The sequence below is a fragment of the Bacillus sp. JJ1532 genome (assembly GCF_036965085.1).
GTDB lineage: Bacteria > Bacillota > Bacilli > Bacillales > Cytobacillaceae > Cytobacillus.
Genome location: NZ_JBALOW010000119.1, coordinates 5,460 through 20,401, shown reverse-complemented (window position 1 = coordinate 20,401; position 14,942 = coordinate 5,460). Strand labels below are relative to the sequence as shown.

The window sequence follows — 14,942 nt, the reverse complement described above, 5'->3', positions numbered from 1 at the left end:
AACCACAGAAATCAAGAACAAAAAAACTTTCTTAAAAATGCCTTTTTAAATATGAATTATAAAATGGAAAATATATTAGCTAATAATATTTATCAAGAAAATCGTAAAAGCCAGTATTTAACTATGATTAGCTTAATAAATACAAAAAATCTGAATTTAAATGATGAACAAGAACTTCATGATATTTTAAAAATTATTATTGCTGTCACTTTTCAAAACCTTATTCGAGTGTTTGTAAAGGACTTAACGGATGAAGAAGCTTTAAAAAGTTATGTTCAGCAAATGGAGCTGCTAAAAAGAGGATTATATAAGGAAGAAAACTAATGAGTTCCCTTAAAGCAGTAAAAAAAGAGAATATCCATTTGGAGAGTATTGTTAAAAAACTAAAAGAGCAGGGCGTTGATGCACAGATATGTAAACGGCCTAAACCAATCAAAAGAAATTTTTAACTAAGGAGAAAACAAATAGATGAATGCAACATTACAGGAAAGAAAACCAGGATATATTATGCTTGCGATTCTTTTTGTCGGAACATTTGTATCTTTTTTTAATAACTTCTTTTAAATGTAGCCTTGCCGTCTATGATTCTCGATTTAGGAATTAAAGAATATTCAACGATTCAGTGGCTTTATAGTGAAATAGTAGAGAAGAATGGGAAAGGAGACTATTGACTTGAGAAAGTTGGCAAAGCATTTAAAGCCTTTTTTAACGGGCATTTTATTAGCGATCGTGCTCTTGTTTGTGCAAGCGATTAGTGATTTGAATTTACCGAACTACATGTCGAATATCGTCAACGTTGGGATACAACAAGATGGCATCGAGCATGCTGCACCAGATGCAATCAGTCAAGACGGTATGAAGCTGATCACTACTTTCATGACAGAACGTGAAAGACAGATTATCGAATCGAGCTATCATTTGGTCTCCCCTTCAGATCAAAATTCGAAGGGGAAGCCTTACAGCAAACTATATCCTATAGCGGAGCAGCAATTTTTTATAAAAGGGGAGTTAGGTAAAACCGAGACGGAAAATGTGGATGCCGCATTTGGCACATCATCTTTGACCCTCATTAATGTATTACGTGAACTGTTCCCGCCATCTAATGAAAATGTAACAGAAACTCCCTCTAGCTCTATTGATATGAAAGAAATTTACGGAATGCAAGCTGTCCTGGATTCGTTGCCAGTTGCAATGATTCAATCGGCGCATGACGAAGCGATGAAAAATGATTTCATGCAAAAACAAAGCGGTATTATGCTTTCAAAAGGTTTTTATGATGAGCTAGGCATCGATTTGGGTGCGAAACAAACGGGTTATATTATGAAAATTGGGTTCTATATGTTAGTCATTGCACTGGTAGGAGGTGTGGCTACCGTTTTGGTTGGTTTCCTTTCATCCCGAATTGCGACTGGCGTAGCCCGGAATTTACGGAAGCAAGTGTTTATGAAGGTAGAGAGCTTTTCGAAAAAAGAGTTGGATACATTTTCTACAGCCTCTTTAATAACACGTTGTACGAATGATATTCAACAAGTCCAGCAGCTAATAATGATGGGTGTCCGGATGATTTGCTATGCCCCGATTCTCGGGATTGGTGGAATCATTATGGCGGTTAATAAGTCGACTTCCATGAGCTGGATTATTGCGCTCGCTGTTGTCGTCCTTCTTGGATTGATTTTAATCCTTATGGTGATTGCACTGCCAAAGTTTAAAATGATTCAGAAGCTAATAGATAAATTGAATTTGATTTCAAGAGAAAACTTAAGCGGTTTAATGGTTGTACGTTCTTTCGGAACGCAGGAATATGAGAAAAAGAGATTTGACGTTGCAAATAGTGATTTAACGAAGACAAATCTTTTTGTAACTCGCGCAATGGTGTTTATGATGCCAATGATGATGCTCATTATGAACGGCGTCACTTTACTAGTAGTTTGGGTTGGTGCCCATCAAATTGCAGTTTCTTCAATGCAAGTCGGGGATATGATGGCGTTTATGCAGTATGTCATGCAAATTTTGATGTCCTTTATGATGCTATCGATGATGTTTATTATGATCCCTCGTGCAGCAGTATCCGCCGGTCGGATTGCGGAAGTACTGGAAACGGAAGTGTCCATTACCGATCCAGAAAAGCCAAAATCATTTAACGAAAAGTGCAAAGGCCTTCTCGAATTTAAAAAAGTAAGCTTCCGTTATGAAGGGGCCAATGAAGATGCATTACATGAGATTTCATTTACAGCTAAGCCGGGTCAAACGACGGCATTAATTGGTTCGACAGGTTCCGGTAAGACAACGATTGCAAGTCTTGCTTTACGTTTTTATGACGTGAATGAGGGCGAAATTTTAATTGACGGTGTTGACATTAGAGATGTGAAACAGTCGGAATTGCGGTCGAAGATTGGATATGTCCCACAAAAGAGCGTATTGTTATCAGGCACCATTGAGTTCAACCTGAAATACGGAAAAAAAGACGCTACGGATGAAGAGATGCAGGAAATAGCAAAAGTTGCCCAGGCGATAGATTTCATTAAAGAAAAACCAGAGAATTTTGCGTCGAATATATCACAAGGAGGTGCCAATGTTTCAGGTGGTCAAAAACAGCGCCTCACGATTGCACGTGCTTTAATGAAAAAACCAGAAATCTTAATATTTGATGATAGCTTCTCCGCATTGGACTTTAAAACAGACTCCATGTTACGCAAAGAGTTAAAGGAACACACGTCAAACGCGACGATCATTCTAGTCGCCCAAAGAGTGAGTACAATCATGAATGCAGATCAAATTCTCGTGTTAGATAAGGGCCGCATTGTTGGGCGTGGCACACATCGTGAGCTGCTGGAAACTTGCCCTGAATACTATGAAATTGCCTCATCACAGCTATCGAAGGAGGAATTAGCGTGAGCGAAAAGAGAAATAGTCAAAATACTCATTCGCACTTCGGTATGCGAGGTGGGCCAAATATGATGCAGGGTAAAAAAGTAAAAGATTTTAAAGGGACGATGAAACAGCTTGTTCAATATTTGGGCGCTTACAAATGGACGATTATATTTGTATGGATTTTAGCCATTTTGTCGACGGTTTTCACAATTGTATCGCCAAAGATTTTAGGGCAAGCGACTGATGAACTTTTTTCAGGTGTGATGAACCAAATCGCTGGAATTGGGTCGATTGACTTCGGCAAAATTGGTGAAATTCTTTTATGGCTCATCGGATTATACTTACTTAGTGCGTTGTTTTCCTATTTGCAAGGGTTTGTCATGACGGGTGTTAGTATGAAAGTGACAAAGCAACTTCGAACGGATATTAATGAAAAAATTCATAAATTACCGTTTAATTATTTCGATAAAACAACCCACGGAGAAGTTCTTTCTAGAATTACGAATGACGTAGATACAATAAGCCAAACATTGAATCAAAGTTTAACACAGATCATCACATCAATCACTTCACTTATTGGAATTACGATTATGATGCTCACAATCAGCTGGCAAATGACATTGGCAGCTATCTGTATTCTCCCACTGACGATGATTTCGGTTATTGGGATTATTAAAAAGTCGCAAGTTCATTTTAAAAATCAACAGAAATATTTGGGGCATGTAAACGGCCATGTAGAGGAAATGTTTAGTAGCCATGAAATAGTGAAGGCTTTTAACGGAGAACGAGATTCGGAAAAAAAGTTTGACGAGCACAATGAAGCATTGTATAAATCGGCCTGGAAAGCGAATTTCTTATCAGGTCTTATGATGCCGATTGCGATGTTCATCGGAAATATGATCTATGTTGTCATTTGTATACTTGGAGGGTATTTGACTGTAACTGGTACAATGACGGTCGGCGGTATTCAAGCTTTCATTCAATACGTGCGGAGTTTTATGCAGCCAGTCTCTCAAATTGCGAATATCTCCAATATACTTCAACAAACTGCTGCTGCAGCGGAACGTGTATTTGAATTTCTTGCGGAAGATGAAGAAAAACCGGAGCAGGAAAACGCTCTTTTGGTAAGTAAAAATAAGGTGGTAAGCAATCGAGATGTGGCGATTGAAGGAAATGTCGAGTTTGACCATGTTTCCTTTAGTTATGAACCTGAAAAACCTGTTATTCGTAACTTTACAGCCACTATCAAGTCGGGTCAGAAAGTAGCCATTGTCGGACCGACTGGTGCAGGTAAATCGACCATTATGAAACTGCTCATGCGCTTTTACGATGTAAATAGCGGTTCAATCAAGATCGATGGCCATAATATTCAATCATTTAATCGAAATGAGCTTCGTTCTCTGTTTGGTATCGTGCTACAAGATACTTGGCTGTTTAACGGTACGATAGCGAACAATATTCGGTACGGTAAGCTCGATGCAACTGATGACGAGGTTAGGAAAGCGGCCACCGCAGCACAGGTTGACCATTTTGTAAGAACATTACCGGACGGATTCGATATGGTGTTGAATGAAGAAGCGGATAATATATCACAAGGTCAAAAACAGCTGCTAACGATTGCAAGGGCAATATTAGCAGACCCCAAAATACTCATTCTAGACGAGGCGACAAGCAAAGTCGATACACGAACAGAAATCCTTATTCAAAGAGCGATGGATAACCTTATGAAAGGCCGCACAAGCTTCGTCATTGCCCATAGACTGTCGACCATTCGGAATGCCGACTTAATAGTAGTCATGCATGAAGGGGATATTGTCGAACAAGGTACACATGACGAGTTGCTTGCTCAGAGTGGATTTTATGCAAATTTGTACAAAAGTCAGTTCGATACAGCAGTTTAAAGGTTTGAAGACTGTTAAGGAATTCGATGGAAATCCGGGTTCTTTACAGTCTTTTTCTTAACATAAATTAGGGTCTCGCCAGTAATGCGAATGTACATTGATATTTAGCTTTAACAAAAACAGGTTGTGAATTCTGTCAAATTGTTGGTGGGACACCTATAAGAAGGAAATTGTAACTATGAAAGCGAAATAAATAGTGTAACTCCAACTGGATGAAAATAAAAGTCAAGCAAAGGAAGTAAATATGAATATTAAGCTATCTGAAGTAAATGAAAAGAATTTTTGGGATGTAATTAAATTAAAATCCGATTTCGATCAAGAAAAGAGAATTCAAATTTTTGAAAGATGGGTAGGGGATAATACTTTTTTCTTGCTGCTTGCCAAGTATATGGGTTCCTTCCAAGAGCAATTTATGATGGTGAAACATTAATTGGCTTTGCTTCACATGGATTTAACAAGGAAACAGGACGATATGAATTAATTAGCATAATGCTTGGACATGCATATCAAGGTAAGGGCTATGGAATGCCGATTTTAAGGGCAGTTATTGAGGAAATGGCTGTGAAGTATTCATGCGAAGAAATTTATTTATCTGTCATTTATAATAACGAAGCTGCCAAGCGTGTATATGAAAAAGCAGGCTTTAAACCAACTGGGGAGATTGAGGATGGACATCATCCAGAACCCATTTATAAATTGGACGTTAAAAAATATTTTAGCCACTTGAAGTCTAATAAATAAAGGCAAAAAGCAGTGAGCTCATCTGAACTCACTGCTTTTTGACATTTATAGACTAGCTTATTTTCTTTTTATCCCTCACATCTAGTACATCCAAAAAGAAAACGAATACTGGTATCCCAACAATTAGCCCCCAAACACCAAAGAAATGCTCGGAAAAAATCAACACGATAAAGGTGTAAAATACAGGCAGATCTGTTTTTGAAGACATTAGCTTTGGATTTAAAATATATGCCTCAATCGCGTGGATAATCATAATGACAATAAGAATATACACAACCTGCATAATTCCGCCAATTGTATAAGCAATCGCAATTAGAGGTATAAGTGAGATAATGACTCCGGCAACCGGGATTAAACCTAGGAAAAAGATAAGGATGGAAAGACCCATAAGCTGAGGAAAATCCATAATCCATAATGCAAGAGTTGTCAGGCCGCAGTTGACGAGAGCAATAATAAATTGTGCCTCGATCACTTTACCAAAGGTTAAAACAAATTTTTTCGCGAAAAATTCAATTTCATTATAAAATGGAGCGATCTTACTGTATTTAAATTTAGAAGTAAATTCAATAAGCTTTGGTTTTTCCAAAAGGAAAAATAAACTTAACACAAGGGACATCATGATTTGAATCCCGACTTTACTCATTCCGCTAAAATATTTAAGTAGAAAAGTAAAACCCTGTTCTAAGTAATTAGAAATTTGTTTTGTTTCAATCATGCCTAAAACATAATTAACAAGAACATGATCATGCGGCTGTGTTAAAAACAGCTGCAACTGTGTGACTAACTGCGAAATCTCTACAATAATGATTGGCAAGTATTTAATAACACCGATTGATAAAAGCCCAATAATTAACAAATAGGAGATTAGGACAGTTAGTTTGCGGTGCAGTTTGAATTTATTTGATACAATATTCACAAGCCGATCCAGTAAAAAAGAGAAAATAAAGGTGATTAGGATCAGGTTGATCATACTTCTAAGCATATAGAGAAGAAATACTAAAATTGAAAAAATAAGCAGTCTTTTAAATGCATTATTATTTATTAACGACCGGATCGATTCCATTATATGAATGATTCCTCCCATGCATGGATGTAATAACTCCATATGAATTTCTTACTATTTTTATTTTATTATATTTTTATATAGATTCATAATGATTTTATTTATTTTAAGTACAAACTGCTGCTTTGACGAAAATGAAACTTAAAGTGAGAGCACATCGTATAATAAAATAATACGTTGGGACCTTTACGTCTAAAATGAGGAGAATCCATTTTGAGAGCACTAAAGCAAAAAATTACTTGGAAATTCTGTTTATTTATCGTCATAGCTATTATTCTAACAAATATTCCGTTCCTAGGCAGCTATATACGCATGATTAATACTTTAATCCATGAATCGGGACACGCTTTGATTGCCCTATTTGGAGGAAAGGTTCATACTATATCTTTATTTATGAACACAGAAGGGGTAACCTATACAAGTCATACGAACTGGTTTGGCAGCTTTTTTACCGGAATAGCAGGATATGTTTTTTCATCATTTATCGCCTTTTTATCCTTTTGGTTCATTAGCAAGAAACAATATAAACCCCTTATTATTATTTTGCTTCTATTTGTTGGCTTAAACCTGCTGCTTTGGGTTAGAAATTTTTATGGTATATTTTGGCTTATTTCCTTTGGCGCATTATTTATTCTGTTATTATATAAAGGTTCCGTATCATTTGTACAAAATTGCTTATTGATTATAGCTAGTATTCTTTTAGTAGAATCACTAACATCATCTTTTACCATCCTCATGCTTAGCTTTATTCAGCCACATGCAGCAGGGGATGCTACAGGTTTAGCAAAAACAACTATGTTTATTCCTGCTCAATTATGGGGATTATTCTTTTTTGCTCAAGCGATCTCCTTTATAGTTGCAGGGTTAAAGAATGGTATTTACCGAATTGACAAATAAATGGAATGTGAGCTAAATACAAAACAACGATATCTTCTTGAAAGGAGATAACATTTGAATAGAAAAATCGCCGTTATTACAGGAGCATCAAGCGGCTTTGGGCTTCTAACAGCTATAGAGCTCGCTAGAAATAATTTCGATGTCATAGCGACCATGAGAGATACGAATAAAAGCAAAACGCTTTTATCCGAGGCAAGATTAAATGGAGTTGAAGGAAATATTACAGTTGCTGAGCTCGATGTTGCTTCTCAACAATCCATTGAAAAATTAAAGCAATTTATTGAAAAAATTGGCTGTATTGATTTGTTATTTAATAATGCCGGGTATGCAAGTGCAGGCTTTGTAGAAGAAATTCCTATTGAGGAATTCAGAAAGCAATTTGAGACAAATTTCTTCGGAGCGATTGCTGTAACTCAAAGCTTTTTACCACTAATGCGCAGTCAAGGAAAAGGGATCATCATCAATATGAGCAGCATCAGCGGGAGAATGGGATTCCCTGGCATGTCTCCCTATGTCTCTTCTAAACATGCTCTAGAAGGTTGGAGCGAATGCCTCAGACTTGAAATGAAGCCATTTGGCGTCAAGGTTGTTTTGATCGAAGCAGGATCATATAAGACTAATATTTGGTCAAGCGGGAAGCATGTTACGGAAAGATCATTGCATGTAGAATCTCCTTATTATCATTATATGAAACAGATTCAACAATATATTGACAATGGGTCAGAATCATTCGGAGATCCACGAGAGGTAGCTAGGAAGATTACGAATATAGCCGAGGAGCATGATCCTCAGTTAAGATACCCAATTGGTAAAGGGGTAAAATGGAGCTTATTTTTGAAGAATATGCTCAAATGGACATTTTGGGAAAAGGCCTTTCTAAAAATCTTAAATAGGTAACCGTTTCAAGATGATAGAGCATGTTCTATCATCTTTTTTTATATACGTGAATTGATCCACATCATTTGCTACATGTCGATTATTCGTAATTTAGGGAAAATTAACTAATTCGATAAAATCCGATTATTATTCCTTAAATTAGAGAAAATAAGAAAACATATAGTAAGGGGTGTTTGGATGAAAAGAATAAAAGTGATCATTCAATTCATACTGATCATCAGCATTTTGCTCATTGCCTTAAATCGGACAGACGCCAAAGAGATCATGGAATCTAGCTTGCGGCTTCGAATTTTAGAAACAACAGATTTGCATGCACATATGTTAGGGTTTGATTATAAAAAAAATAAACCGAATCTAGAATTCGGATTAGCCAGAACTGCATCACTTATCAAGCAAGCTCGGGAAGAGGAGATTAATTCACTGCTTTTTGATGTAGGTGATGTACTTGTAGGAAGTGCTCTAGATGAATATGTGTATAAAACCAACTATTTGGACGATCATTACTTTCATCCTGTATTTAAAGCGATGAATGGACTTAATTATGATGCGGCAACAGTAGGAAATCATGAATTCAATCATGGATTAGATTTTTTGCACAAAAGCTTGCGAGGAGCCAATTTCCCATACGTAAATGCCAATATTTATATAGATGATCAAAATCAATACGATGGCGATGATCTTAATTATTTCAATCCGTTTTTGATCTTAGATAGAAACTTTATTGATACTAACGGAAATAAACAAAAATTAAAGGTTGGTGTTCTTGGCATCCTTACCCCTATTGCAGCTGAATGGGACAAGAAGTATTTTCAAGGTAATTTAAAGATAAAAAATATCCAGGAAACAGCTGAGCATTTTGTACCAATTATGAAAAATATGGGTGCAGACATAATAATCGCTCTTGCACATGTTGGATTAGATCCTGACAAAGGTTTAAAGGAGAAAGAGGGGAATTCTGTATACTTTTTAAGTAAAGTAGTAGGGATCGATGCTATTTTATACGGTCATACTCATTTAATTTTCCCTGGGAAGGACCTCTATAGTGTAAATGATGAAACAGGAACTATAAATGGGGTCCCGGCTGTACAAGCTGGCTATTGGGGAAATCATCTTGGCATCATAGATCTAGAATTAATCAAGATGAATGGAAAATGGTTTGTTAATAGCAGTCATTCAATGGTAAAACCAGTGTTCCAGACCATTAATGGAAAGACCATTCCATTAGTCGAAGAGGATGACCAGATTGTAAGAGTGATGGAGCCTATACATCTTGAAATACAAAGGTTTATCCAAAATAGTAAATAGATTACACACCTCCTGCACATAGTTAACATATGAGTAGGAAGCCTTTTTTTACAAGAGGTATTCTCTAGACAATATTTTCAAAAAACATCTCCCATCAATGCCTAGGAATATGGTATTATAACGTTTGAATGTCTAAATGTTATTATTCGATTTTTTTCGATAAAATGCGTTGCATGATTTGAAATTTTTTTTTGATAGAAGGAGATAAAATGACAAATAACACTATAATCCGTTTTGAGCATGTAACAAAACAATATGATGATGATCCTCCTGTTTTGAAAGAGGTAAGCTTTGAGATTGAGAGAGGGAAATTCTATACTCTACTCGGTCCATCCGGCTGCGGAAAAACAACCATATTACGGCTGATTGCAGGATTTATTGAGCCTTCATCTGGAAAGGTATTTATTAATGAAAAATTAGTCAATGAAGTGCCGGCCAATAAACGCCAAGTCAACACTGTATTTCAGGACTATGCGTTATTTCCGCATTTAAATGTATTTGAGAATGTAGCATTTGGACTTAGAATTAAAAAAATTAAAAATATTGAAGTAGACCGAAGAGTAAAGGAAGCACTTCGATTTGTGAATCTTGAAGGCTATGAAAATCGTGAAATAAGAGAAATGTCAGGCGGTCAGCGTCAGCGTGTAGCCATTGCAAGAGCCATTGTCAACGAACCGGAAGTCATACTACTCGATGAGCCATTATCAGCGCTAGATTTAAAACTTCGTACAGAAATGCAGTACGAGCTTCGTGAGCTCCAGCGCAGATTGGGCATTACGTTTATCTTTGTTACCCATGACCAAGAGGAAGCACTGGCGATGTCTGACGAAATTTTTGTTTTGAATAACGGAAAAATCGAACAGAGCGGAACGCCAACTGATATTTACGATGAACCGATTAACCGATTTGTTGCTGATTTCATTGGAGAATCGAATATTGTACCAGGGACGATGATTAAAGATTTTTCTGTCCAGTTTACCGGGAAAACCTTTGATTGTGTGGATGGCGGCCTAAATCCAAATGAAGCCGTGGATATTGTGATCCGTCCTGAGGATTTGGAAATTACTAAGCCAGAATCAGGGAAACTAAGGGTTAAAGTAGATACTCAGCTTTTCCGCGGTGTTCATTATGAAATTAGCTGCTATGACCAGGATGGAAATGAATGGCTTGTTCATTCAACGAAAAAGGCAAATGTAGGGGAAGAAATAGGGCTGTACTTTGATCCTGAAGCCATTCATGTCATGAGACATGGAGAAACAGAGGAAGAATTCGACAAACGTTTAGAAGCATATGAAGAGGGAAGCTATGAAAACTAACTCTCGTAATCTGTATTTAATCCCTTATGTTATTTGGATTCTTTTGTTTGTCGTAACACCCATTCTTCTCGTTGTATACTATTCGTTTTTTGATATTGAAGGGCATTTTACTTTTGATAATTACAAAAAGTTCTTTACGCCAGTCTATCTGAAGATGACAATTAGTTCATTTTGGTATGCATTTTTAATTACATTTTTTGCCTTTATTATTGCTTATCCAACAGCCTATTTACTGACAAAAACCAAGCATAAGCAGTTATGGCTATTATTAATTATTCTTCCTTCGTGGATTAATTTATTGTTAAAAGCTTATGCGTTTATTGGTATCTTTGGCACATATGGTGCTGCGAATAGCTTTCTTGAGGTAATGGGGGTTGGCAGCAAACAGATATTATTTACAGATTTCAGCTTTATCTTTGTTTCTGTTTATATCTTTCTGCCATTTATGATTTTACCGATCTTTAATGCGTTAGATGAATTAAACCCATCACTCATTGATGCATCTAATGATTTAGGTGCTTCACCCTGGACAACTTTTACCCGTGTTATTTTCCCATTAACGCTGGATGGAGTTAAGTCAGGATGCCAAGTCGTGTTCATTCCTGCACTTTCATTGTTTATGTTAACAAGACTTATTGCTGGTAACCGTGTTATCACCCTCGGAACAGCCATCGAACAGCATTTCCTCGTCACTCAAGACTGGGGAATGGGCTCAACGATCGCTGTCTTCCTAATTATTGCCATGGTACTCATTATGGTACTCACTGGTAAACGAAAGAGGGGGATCCTATGAAGAAAAAGACAAAGCTTTCAGCAATCTATTTGACCATAGTATTTCTAATTTTGTATGCCCCTATTTTTTACTTAATGTTTTATTCATTTAATAGCGGCGGAAATATGTATCAGTTCGAAGGATTCACCCTTGATTGGTATCGCGAGCTGTTCGGAGATACAAGACTTTTAATTATTGTTTTAAACACAGCGATTATTGCCCTTTTATCAGCGGCTATTTCTACAATACTAGGTGTTGCCGGTGCACTTGCGATTTATTTTGCTAGAAGAAGAAGAGTAAAAAATACACTTCTTTCACTTAATAATGTTCTAATTGTCAGTCCTGATGTTATCATCGGAGCGTCTTTTTTAATATTGTTTACAATTATTGGTATTAAACTAGGGTTTGTCTCTGTATTATTTGCCCACATTGCCTTTAGTGTTCCAATTGTGGTGATTATGGTACTGCCAAAAATTGAAGAAATGAACATATCCATGATATATGCAGCTCTTGACTTAGGTGCAAGCAGATGGGATGTCCTAACTAAGGTGATTCTGCCTTTTATTACCCCTGGTATTTTCGCAGGTTTCTTCATGGCTTTAACATACTCTCTAGATGATTTTGCCGTTACATTTTTTGTAACAGGTAATGGGTTTACGACATTATCTGTAGAAATCTACTCACTTGCAAGACGTGGAGTTTCATTAAACATTAATGCCCTATCTACCTTATTGTTTATTTTCACGATGCTGTTAGTAGTCGGTTATTACTTTATTACGAAGCGTAATAATCGTCCGGCTGGAATGGGGGTTAAGAAATGAAACAGCTTGTCCGTGCCTTAGCAGCTGTACTCATTGTTTCAATTGGTTTAATTCTTTTTGTCAATAAACTAAATTCTGCTCAAGGGTATTCAAGTGGAAATACACTGACGATATTTAACTGGGGAGATTATATTGACCAGGAACTTATAAAACGATTTGAAAAAGAAACCGGGATTAAGGTCATCTACGAAACATTTGATTCAAATGAAGCGATGCTGACGAAAATTGAGCAGGGTGGAACTTCTTATGATATAGCCGTTCCGTCTGAGTATGCAATCGATAAAATGAGGCAAGAAAATTTACTTATCCCGATTGATCATTCAAAAGTGCCGAACCTTCAATATATCGATTCACGATTTATGGATTTGCCTTTCGATCCAAGAAATGAATATTCAATCCCTTACTTTTGGGGAACAGTCGGAATCGCGTATAATAAAGAGATGCTAGGTGATTTAGAAATAACTAGTTGGGATGATTTATGGGATCCAAAGTTCAAAAATCAGATATTAATTATTGATGGTGCTCGAGAGGTAATGGGAATGGGCTTAAATAGCTTAGGCTATTCTTTAAATGATACAAATGAAAAACACCTTATCGAAGCGAAAGAAAAGCTTGATTTGTTAACGCCGAATATAAAAGCGATCGTAGGGGACGAAATTCGGATGTTGTTAGAAAATGGCGAAGCTGGTATTGGCCTTGTCTGGTCCGGAGTAGCTCAAGAAATTATGTGGGAAAATGAAGATGTTGAATATGTCGTTCCAGAAGAAGGCTCCAATCTCTGGTTTGACAATATGGTGATTCCAAAGACTTCTAAAAATCCGGAAGCCGCACATCAATTTATTAATTTTATTCTTGATCCAGAAGTTGCCGCACAAAACACAGAGTATGTTGGGTACTCAACACCTAATAAAGGGGCACTCGAATTTATGGATGAAGAAGTCATTAGTGATGAGCGCTTCTATCCGGATGAAGAAATGACAGCCAAGCTCGAGGTATACGAAAACCTTGGAAAAAGAATGCTTGCCTATTATAATGATCTATTTTTAGAATTTAAAATGCACAGAAAATAACAGAAAACTGACTAGCTAAATGGCTGGTCAGTTTTTTTATTTTGCATTCATTTTTTTCTCTAAAAATGGAGAGTTTATTAAAAAGGGGTGATTCTAAGATGTTGCGGTTTATATCGATTATAGTGCTAGTTTTTACAATGACAATGCCAATGGAAACTGCATCTAAAACGGAAAAAAAGGAACTTGCTATCGTCATCGATGACCTTGGAAATAACATGAAGGGAACAGATGAAATATTAAAACTTCCAGTTACATTGACTGCTGCCATCATGCCATTTATGCCAACTTCTAAACGGGATGCAGAGTTAGCAATGAAAAATAATCATGAAGTAATTGTACATCTGCCAATGGAGCCGAAAAAGGGAAAGAAAAGCTGGTTAGGACCGGGCGCCATTACTACAGATTTAAATGATGAAGAAATAAGACGGAGAGTTGTGGCGGCAATTGAGGATATCCCTCATGCTGTGGGGATGAACCACCACATGGGTTCCAAAGCAACAGAAGATGAACGAGTCATGAAAATTGTTTTAGAGGTTTGCAAAGAATATGGATTGTATTATCTTGACAGTAAAACAACTGGAAAAAGTGCGATTCCAAAATTAGCCAATGAGATGGGAGTTCCTTATTTGGAAAACAATCTTTTTTTTGATGATATATATACAATTGAGCATATTACGAAACAGGCCAATTTATTAGCAGGAAAACTTAATAAAAGTGATCGGCTAATTGCAATTGGTCATGTAGGAGTAACCGGTACAATGATGGTAGACGTATTAGAGGAATTTATTCCCGTTTATCAAAATAGAGCAAACATTGTTCCGTTATCAGACATGATACCGGAGCTTGAATTGATTGATAAAAAGTTGTGATCATCTAAGCTGGAAACAAAATAAAAAGACCGCCCACATTCCGATCTGGTTAGTCCCGCAACGAAGCGAAATGAGAAGAGGTGGACGGCCTTGAGAATAGTATATGATGTAAATTAAAAATGATGCAAAACAAGTCCAGATTTGAAAAAAACTGGCTTGTTTTTTATTTTCTCAAGAGTAATTGTGGAATATTATGATAATTTAGCTGGCTTTACAGTATGTTAATTTGTGATTAATATTTCTTGGGAAAGCGCAAATTCAGACATTTCCTGAGTTGTGCCGTCATAATATAGCGCAATTTGCCGATAAAGTGAAACTTCAATCAGTGGAGGTTTCCGACGCACAGTATGTGGTAGTGCAAACAATGACATTAGGCAGCGGCAATTTATTTCAGCCTCATTCCCACTGATTGTTAGTTG

14 protein-coding genes and 2 pseudogenes are annotated in these 14,942 nt (G+C 36.7%); 14 read left to right on the top strand and 2 right to left on the bottom strand.

Translation table 11 applies throughout. The features are described from left to right. The 6 genes and pseudogenes from V7122_RS24440 to V7122_RS24415 form a co-directional block, all read left to right on the top strand. Positions 1 to 324, top strand: a pseudogene (locus V7122_RS24440) (TetR/AcrR family transcriptional regulator); the annotation flags it as partial. A gap of 144 nt (positions 325 to 468) precedes the next feature. After that, positions 469 to 629 (top strand): annotated as a pseudogene (locus tag V7122_RS24435) (MFS transporter); the annotation flags it as partial. A 43-nt stretch (positions 630 to 672) separates the two neighbouring features. Next, on the top strand, positions 673 to 2,895 hold the full coding sequence (locus tag V7122_RS24430) for an ABC transporter ATP-binding protein (protein WP_335355421.1): 2,223 nt from the start codon (positions 673 to 675) through the stop codon (positions 2,893 to 2,895). Then, positions 2,892 to 4,772, top strand: a complete 1,881-nt coding sequence (locus tag V7122_RS24425) for an ABC transporter ATP-binding protein (RefSeq protein ID WP_438824745.1) — start codon at positions 2,892 to 2,894, stop codon at positions 4,770 to 4,772. The genes V7122_RS24430 and V7122_RS24425 overlap by 4 nt, the downstream gene beginning before the upstream one ends. A gap of 244 nt (positions 4,773 to 5,016) precedes the next feature. Further along, positions 5,017 to 5,202 carry a hypothetical protein gene (locus V7122_RS24420; protein WP_335355420.1) on the top strand — a complete coding sequence of 62 codons (186 nt, stop codon included), beginning with the start codon at positions 5,017 to 5,019 and terminating at the stop codon, positions 5,200 to 5,202. Next, positions 5,181 to 5,513, top strand: a complete 333-nt coding sequence (locus V7122_RS24415; RefSeq protein ID WP_335355422.1) for a GNAT family N-acetyltransferase — start codon at positions 5,181 to 5,183, stop codon at positions 5,511 to 5,513. The genes V7122_RS24420 and V7122_RS24415 overlap by 22 nt, the downstream gene beginning before the upstream one ends. Before the next feature lie 52 nt (positions 5,514 to 5,565). Here V7122_RS24415 and V7122_RS24410 read toward each other — a convergent pair whose 3' ends face one another. Next, entirely contained in the window at positions 5,566 to 6,576 is a 1,011-nt protein-coding gene (locus V7122_RS24410; protein WP_335529736.1) for an AI-2E family transporter, read from the bottom strand. Between the two features lie 213 nt (positions 6,577 to 6,789). On the opposite strand from V7122_RS24410, the gene V7122_RS24405 reads away from it, so the two are divergent. The 8 genes from V7122_RS24405 (at position 6,790) to V7122_RS24370 (ending at position 14,523) form a co-directional block, all read left to right on the top strand. Further along, a complete protein-coding gene (locus V7122_RS24405) occupies positions 6,790 to 7,473 on the top strand; it encodes a M50 family metallopeptidase (RefSeq protein ID WP_335529733.1) in 684 nt (227 codons plus the stop codon). Between the two features lie 54 nt (positions 7,474 to 7,527). Continuing rightward, positions 7,528 to 8,370, top strand: coding sequence for an oxidoreductase (locus V7122_RS24400; RefSeq protein WP_335355086.1), 843 nt, complete (start codon positions 7,528 to 7,530; stop codon positions 8,368 to 8,370). A gap of 177 nt (positions 8,371 to 8,547) precedes the next feature. After that, complete coding sequence (locus tag V7122_RS24395) at positions 8,548 to 9,675, top strand: metallophosphoesterase (protein ID WP_335355087.1); 1,128 nt, start codon at positions 8,548 to 8,550, stop codon at positions 9,673 to 9,675. A gap of 209 nt (positions 9,676 to 9,884) precedes the next feature. Further along, positions 9,885 to 10,991 carry an ABC transporter ATP-binding protein gene (locus tag V7122_RS24390; protein ID WP_335348371.1) on the top strand — a complete coding sequence of 369 codons (1,107 nt, stop codon included), beginning with the start codon at positions 9,885 to 9,887 and terminating at the stop codon, positions 10,989 to 10,991. Continuing rightward, positions 10,981 to 11,784 (top strand): ABC transporter permease, encoded by an 804-nt coding sequence (locus V7122_RS24385; protein ID WP_335355088.1) that lies wholly within the window; start codon positions 10,981 to 10,983, stop codon positions 11,782 to 11,784. The genes V7122_RS24390 and V7122_RS24385 overlap by 11 nt, the downstream gene beginning before the upstream one ends. Continuing rightward, entirely contained in the window at positions 11,781 to 12,584 is an 804-nt protein-coding gene (locus V7122_RS24380) for an ABC transporter permease (protein WP_335347847.1), read from the top strand. The genes V7122_RS24385 and V7122_RS24380 overlap by 4 nt, the downstream gene beginning before the upstream one ends. Beyond that, positions 12,581 to 13,654 (top strand): ABC transporter substrate-binding protein, encoded by a 1,074-nt coding sequence (locus tag V7122_RS24375; protein WP_335347846.1) that lies wholly within the window; start codon positions 12,581 to 12,583, stop codon positions 13,652 to 13,654. The genes V7122_RS24380 and V7122_RS24375 overlap by 4 nt, the downstream gene beginning before the upstream one ends. A gap of 101 nt (positions 13,655 to 13,755) precedes the next feature. Next, entirely contained in the window at positions 13,756 to 14,523 is a 768-nt protein-coding gene (locus V7122_RS24370) for a divergent polysaccharide deacetylase family protein (protein ID WP_335347849.1), read from the top strand. A gap of 221 nt (positions 14,524 to 14,744) precedes the next feature. Here V7122_RS24370 and V7122_RS24365 read toward each other — a convergent pair. Continuing rightward, the coding region (locus tag V7122_RS24365) for a hypothetical protein (RefSeq protein ID WP_335347845.1) at positions 14,745 to 14,942 on the bottom strand (198 nt) is incomplete at its 5' end.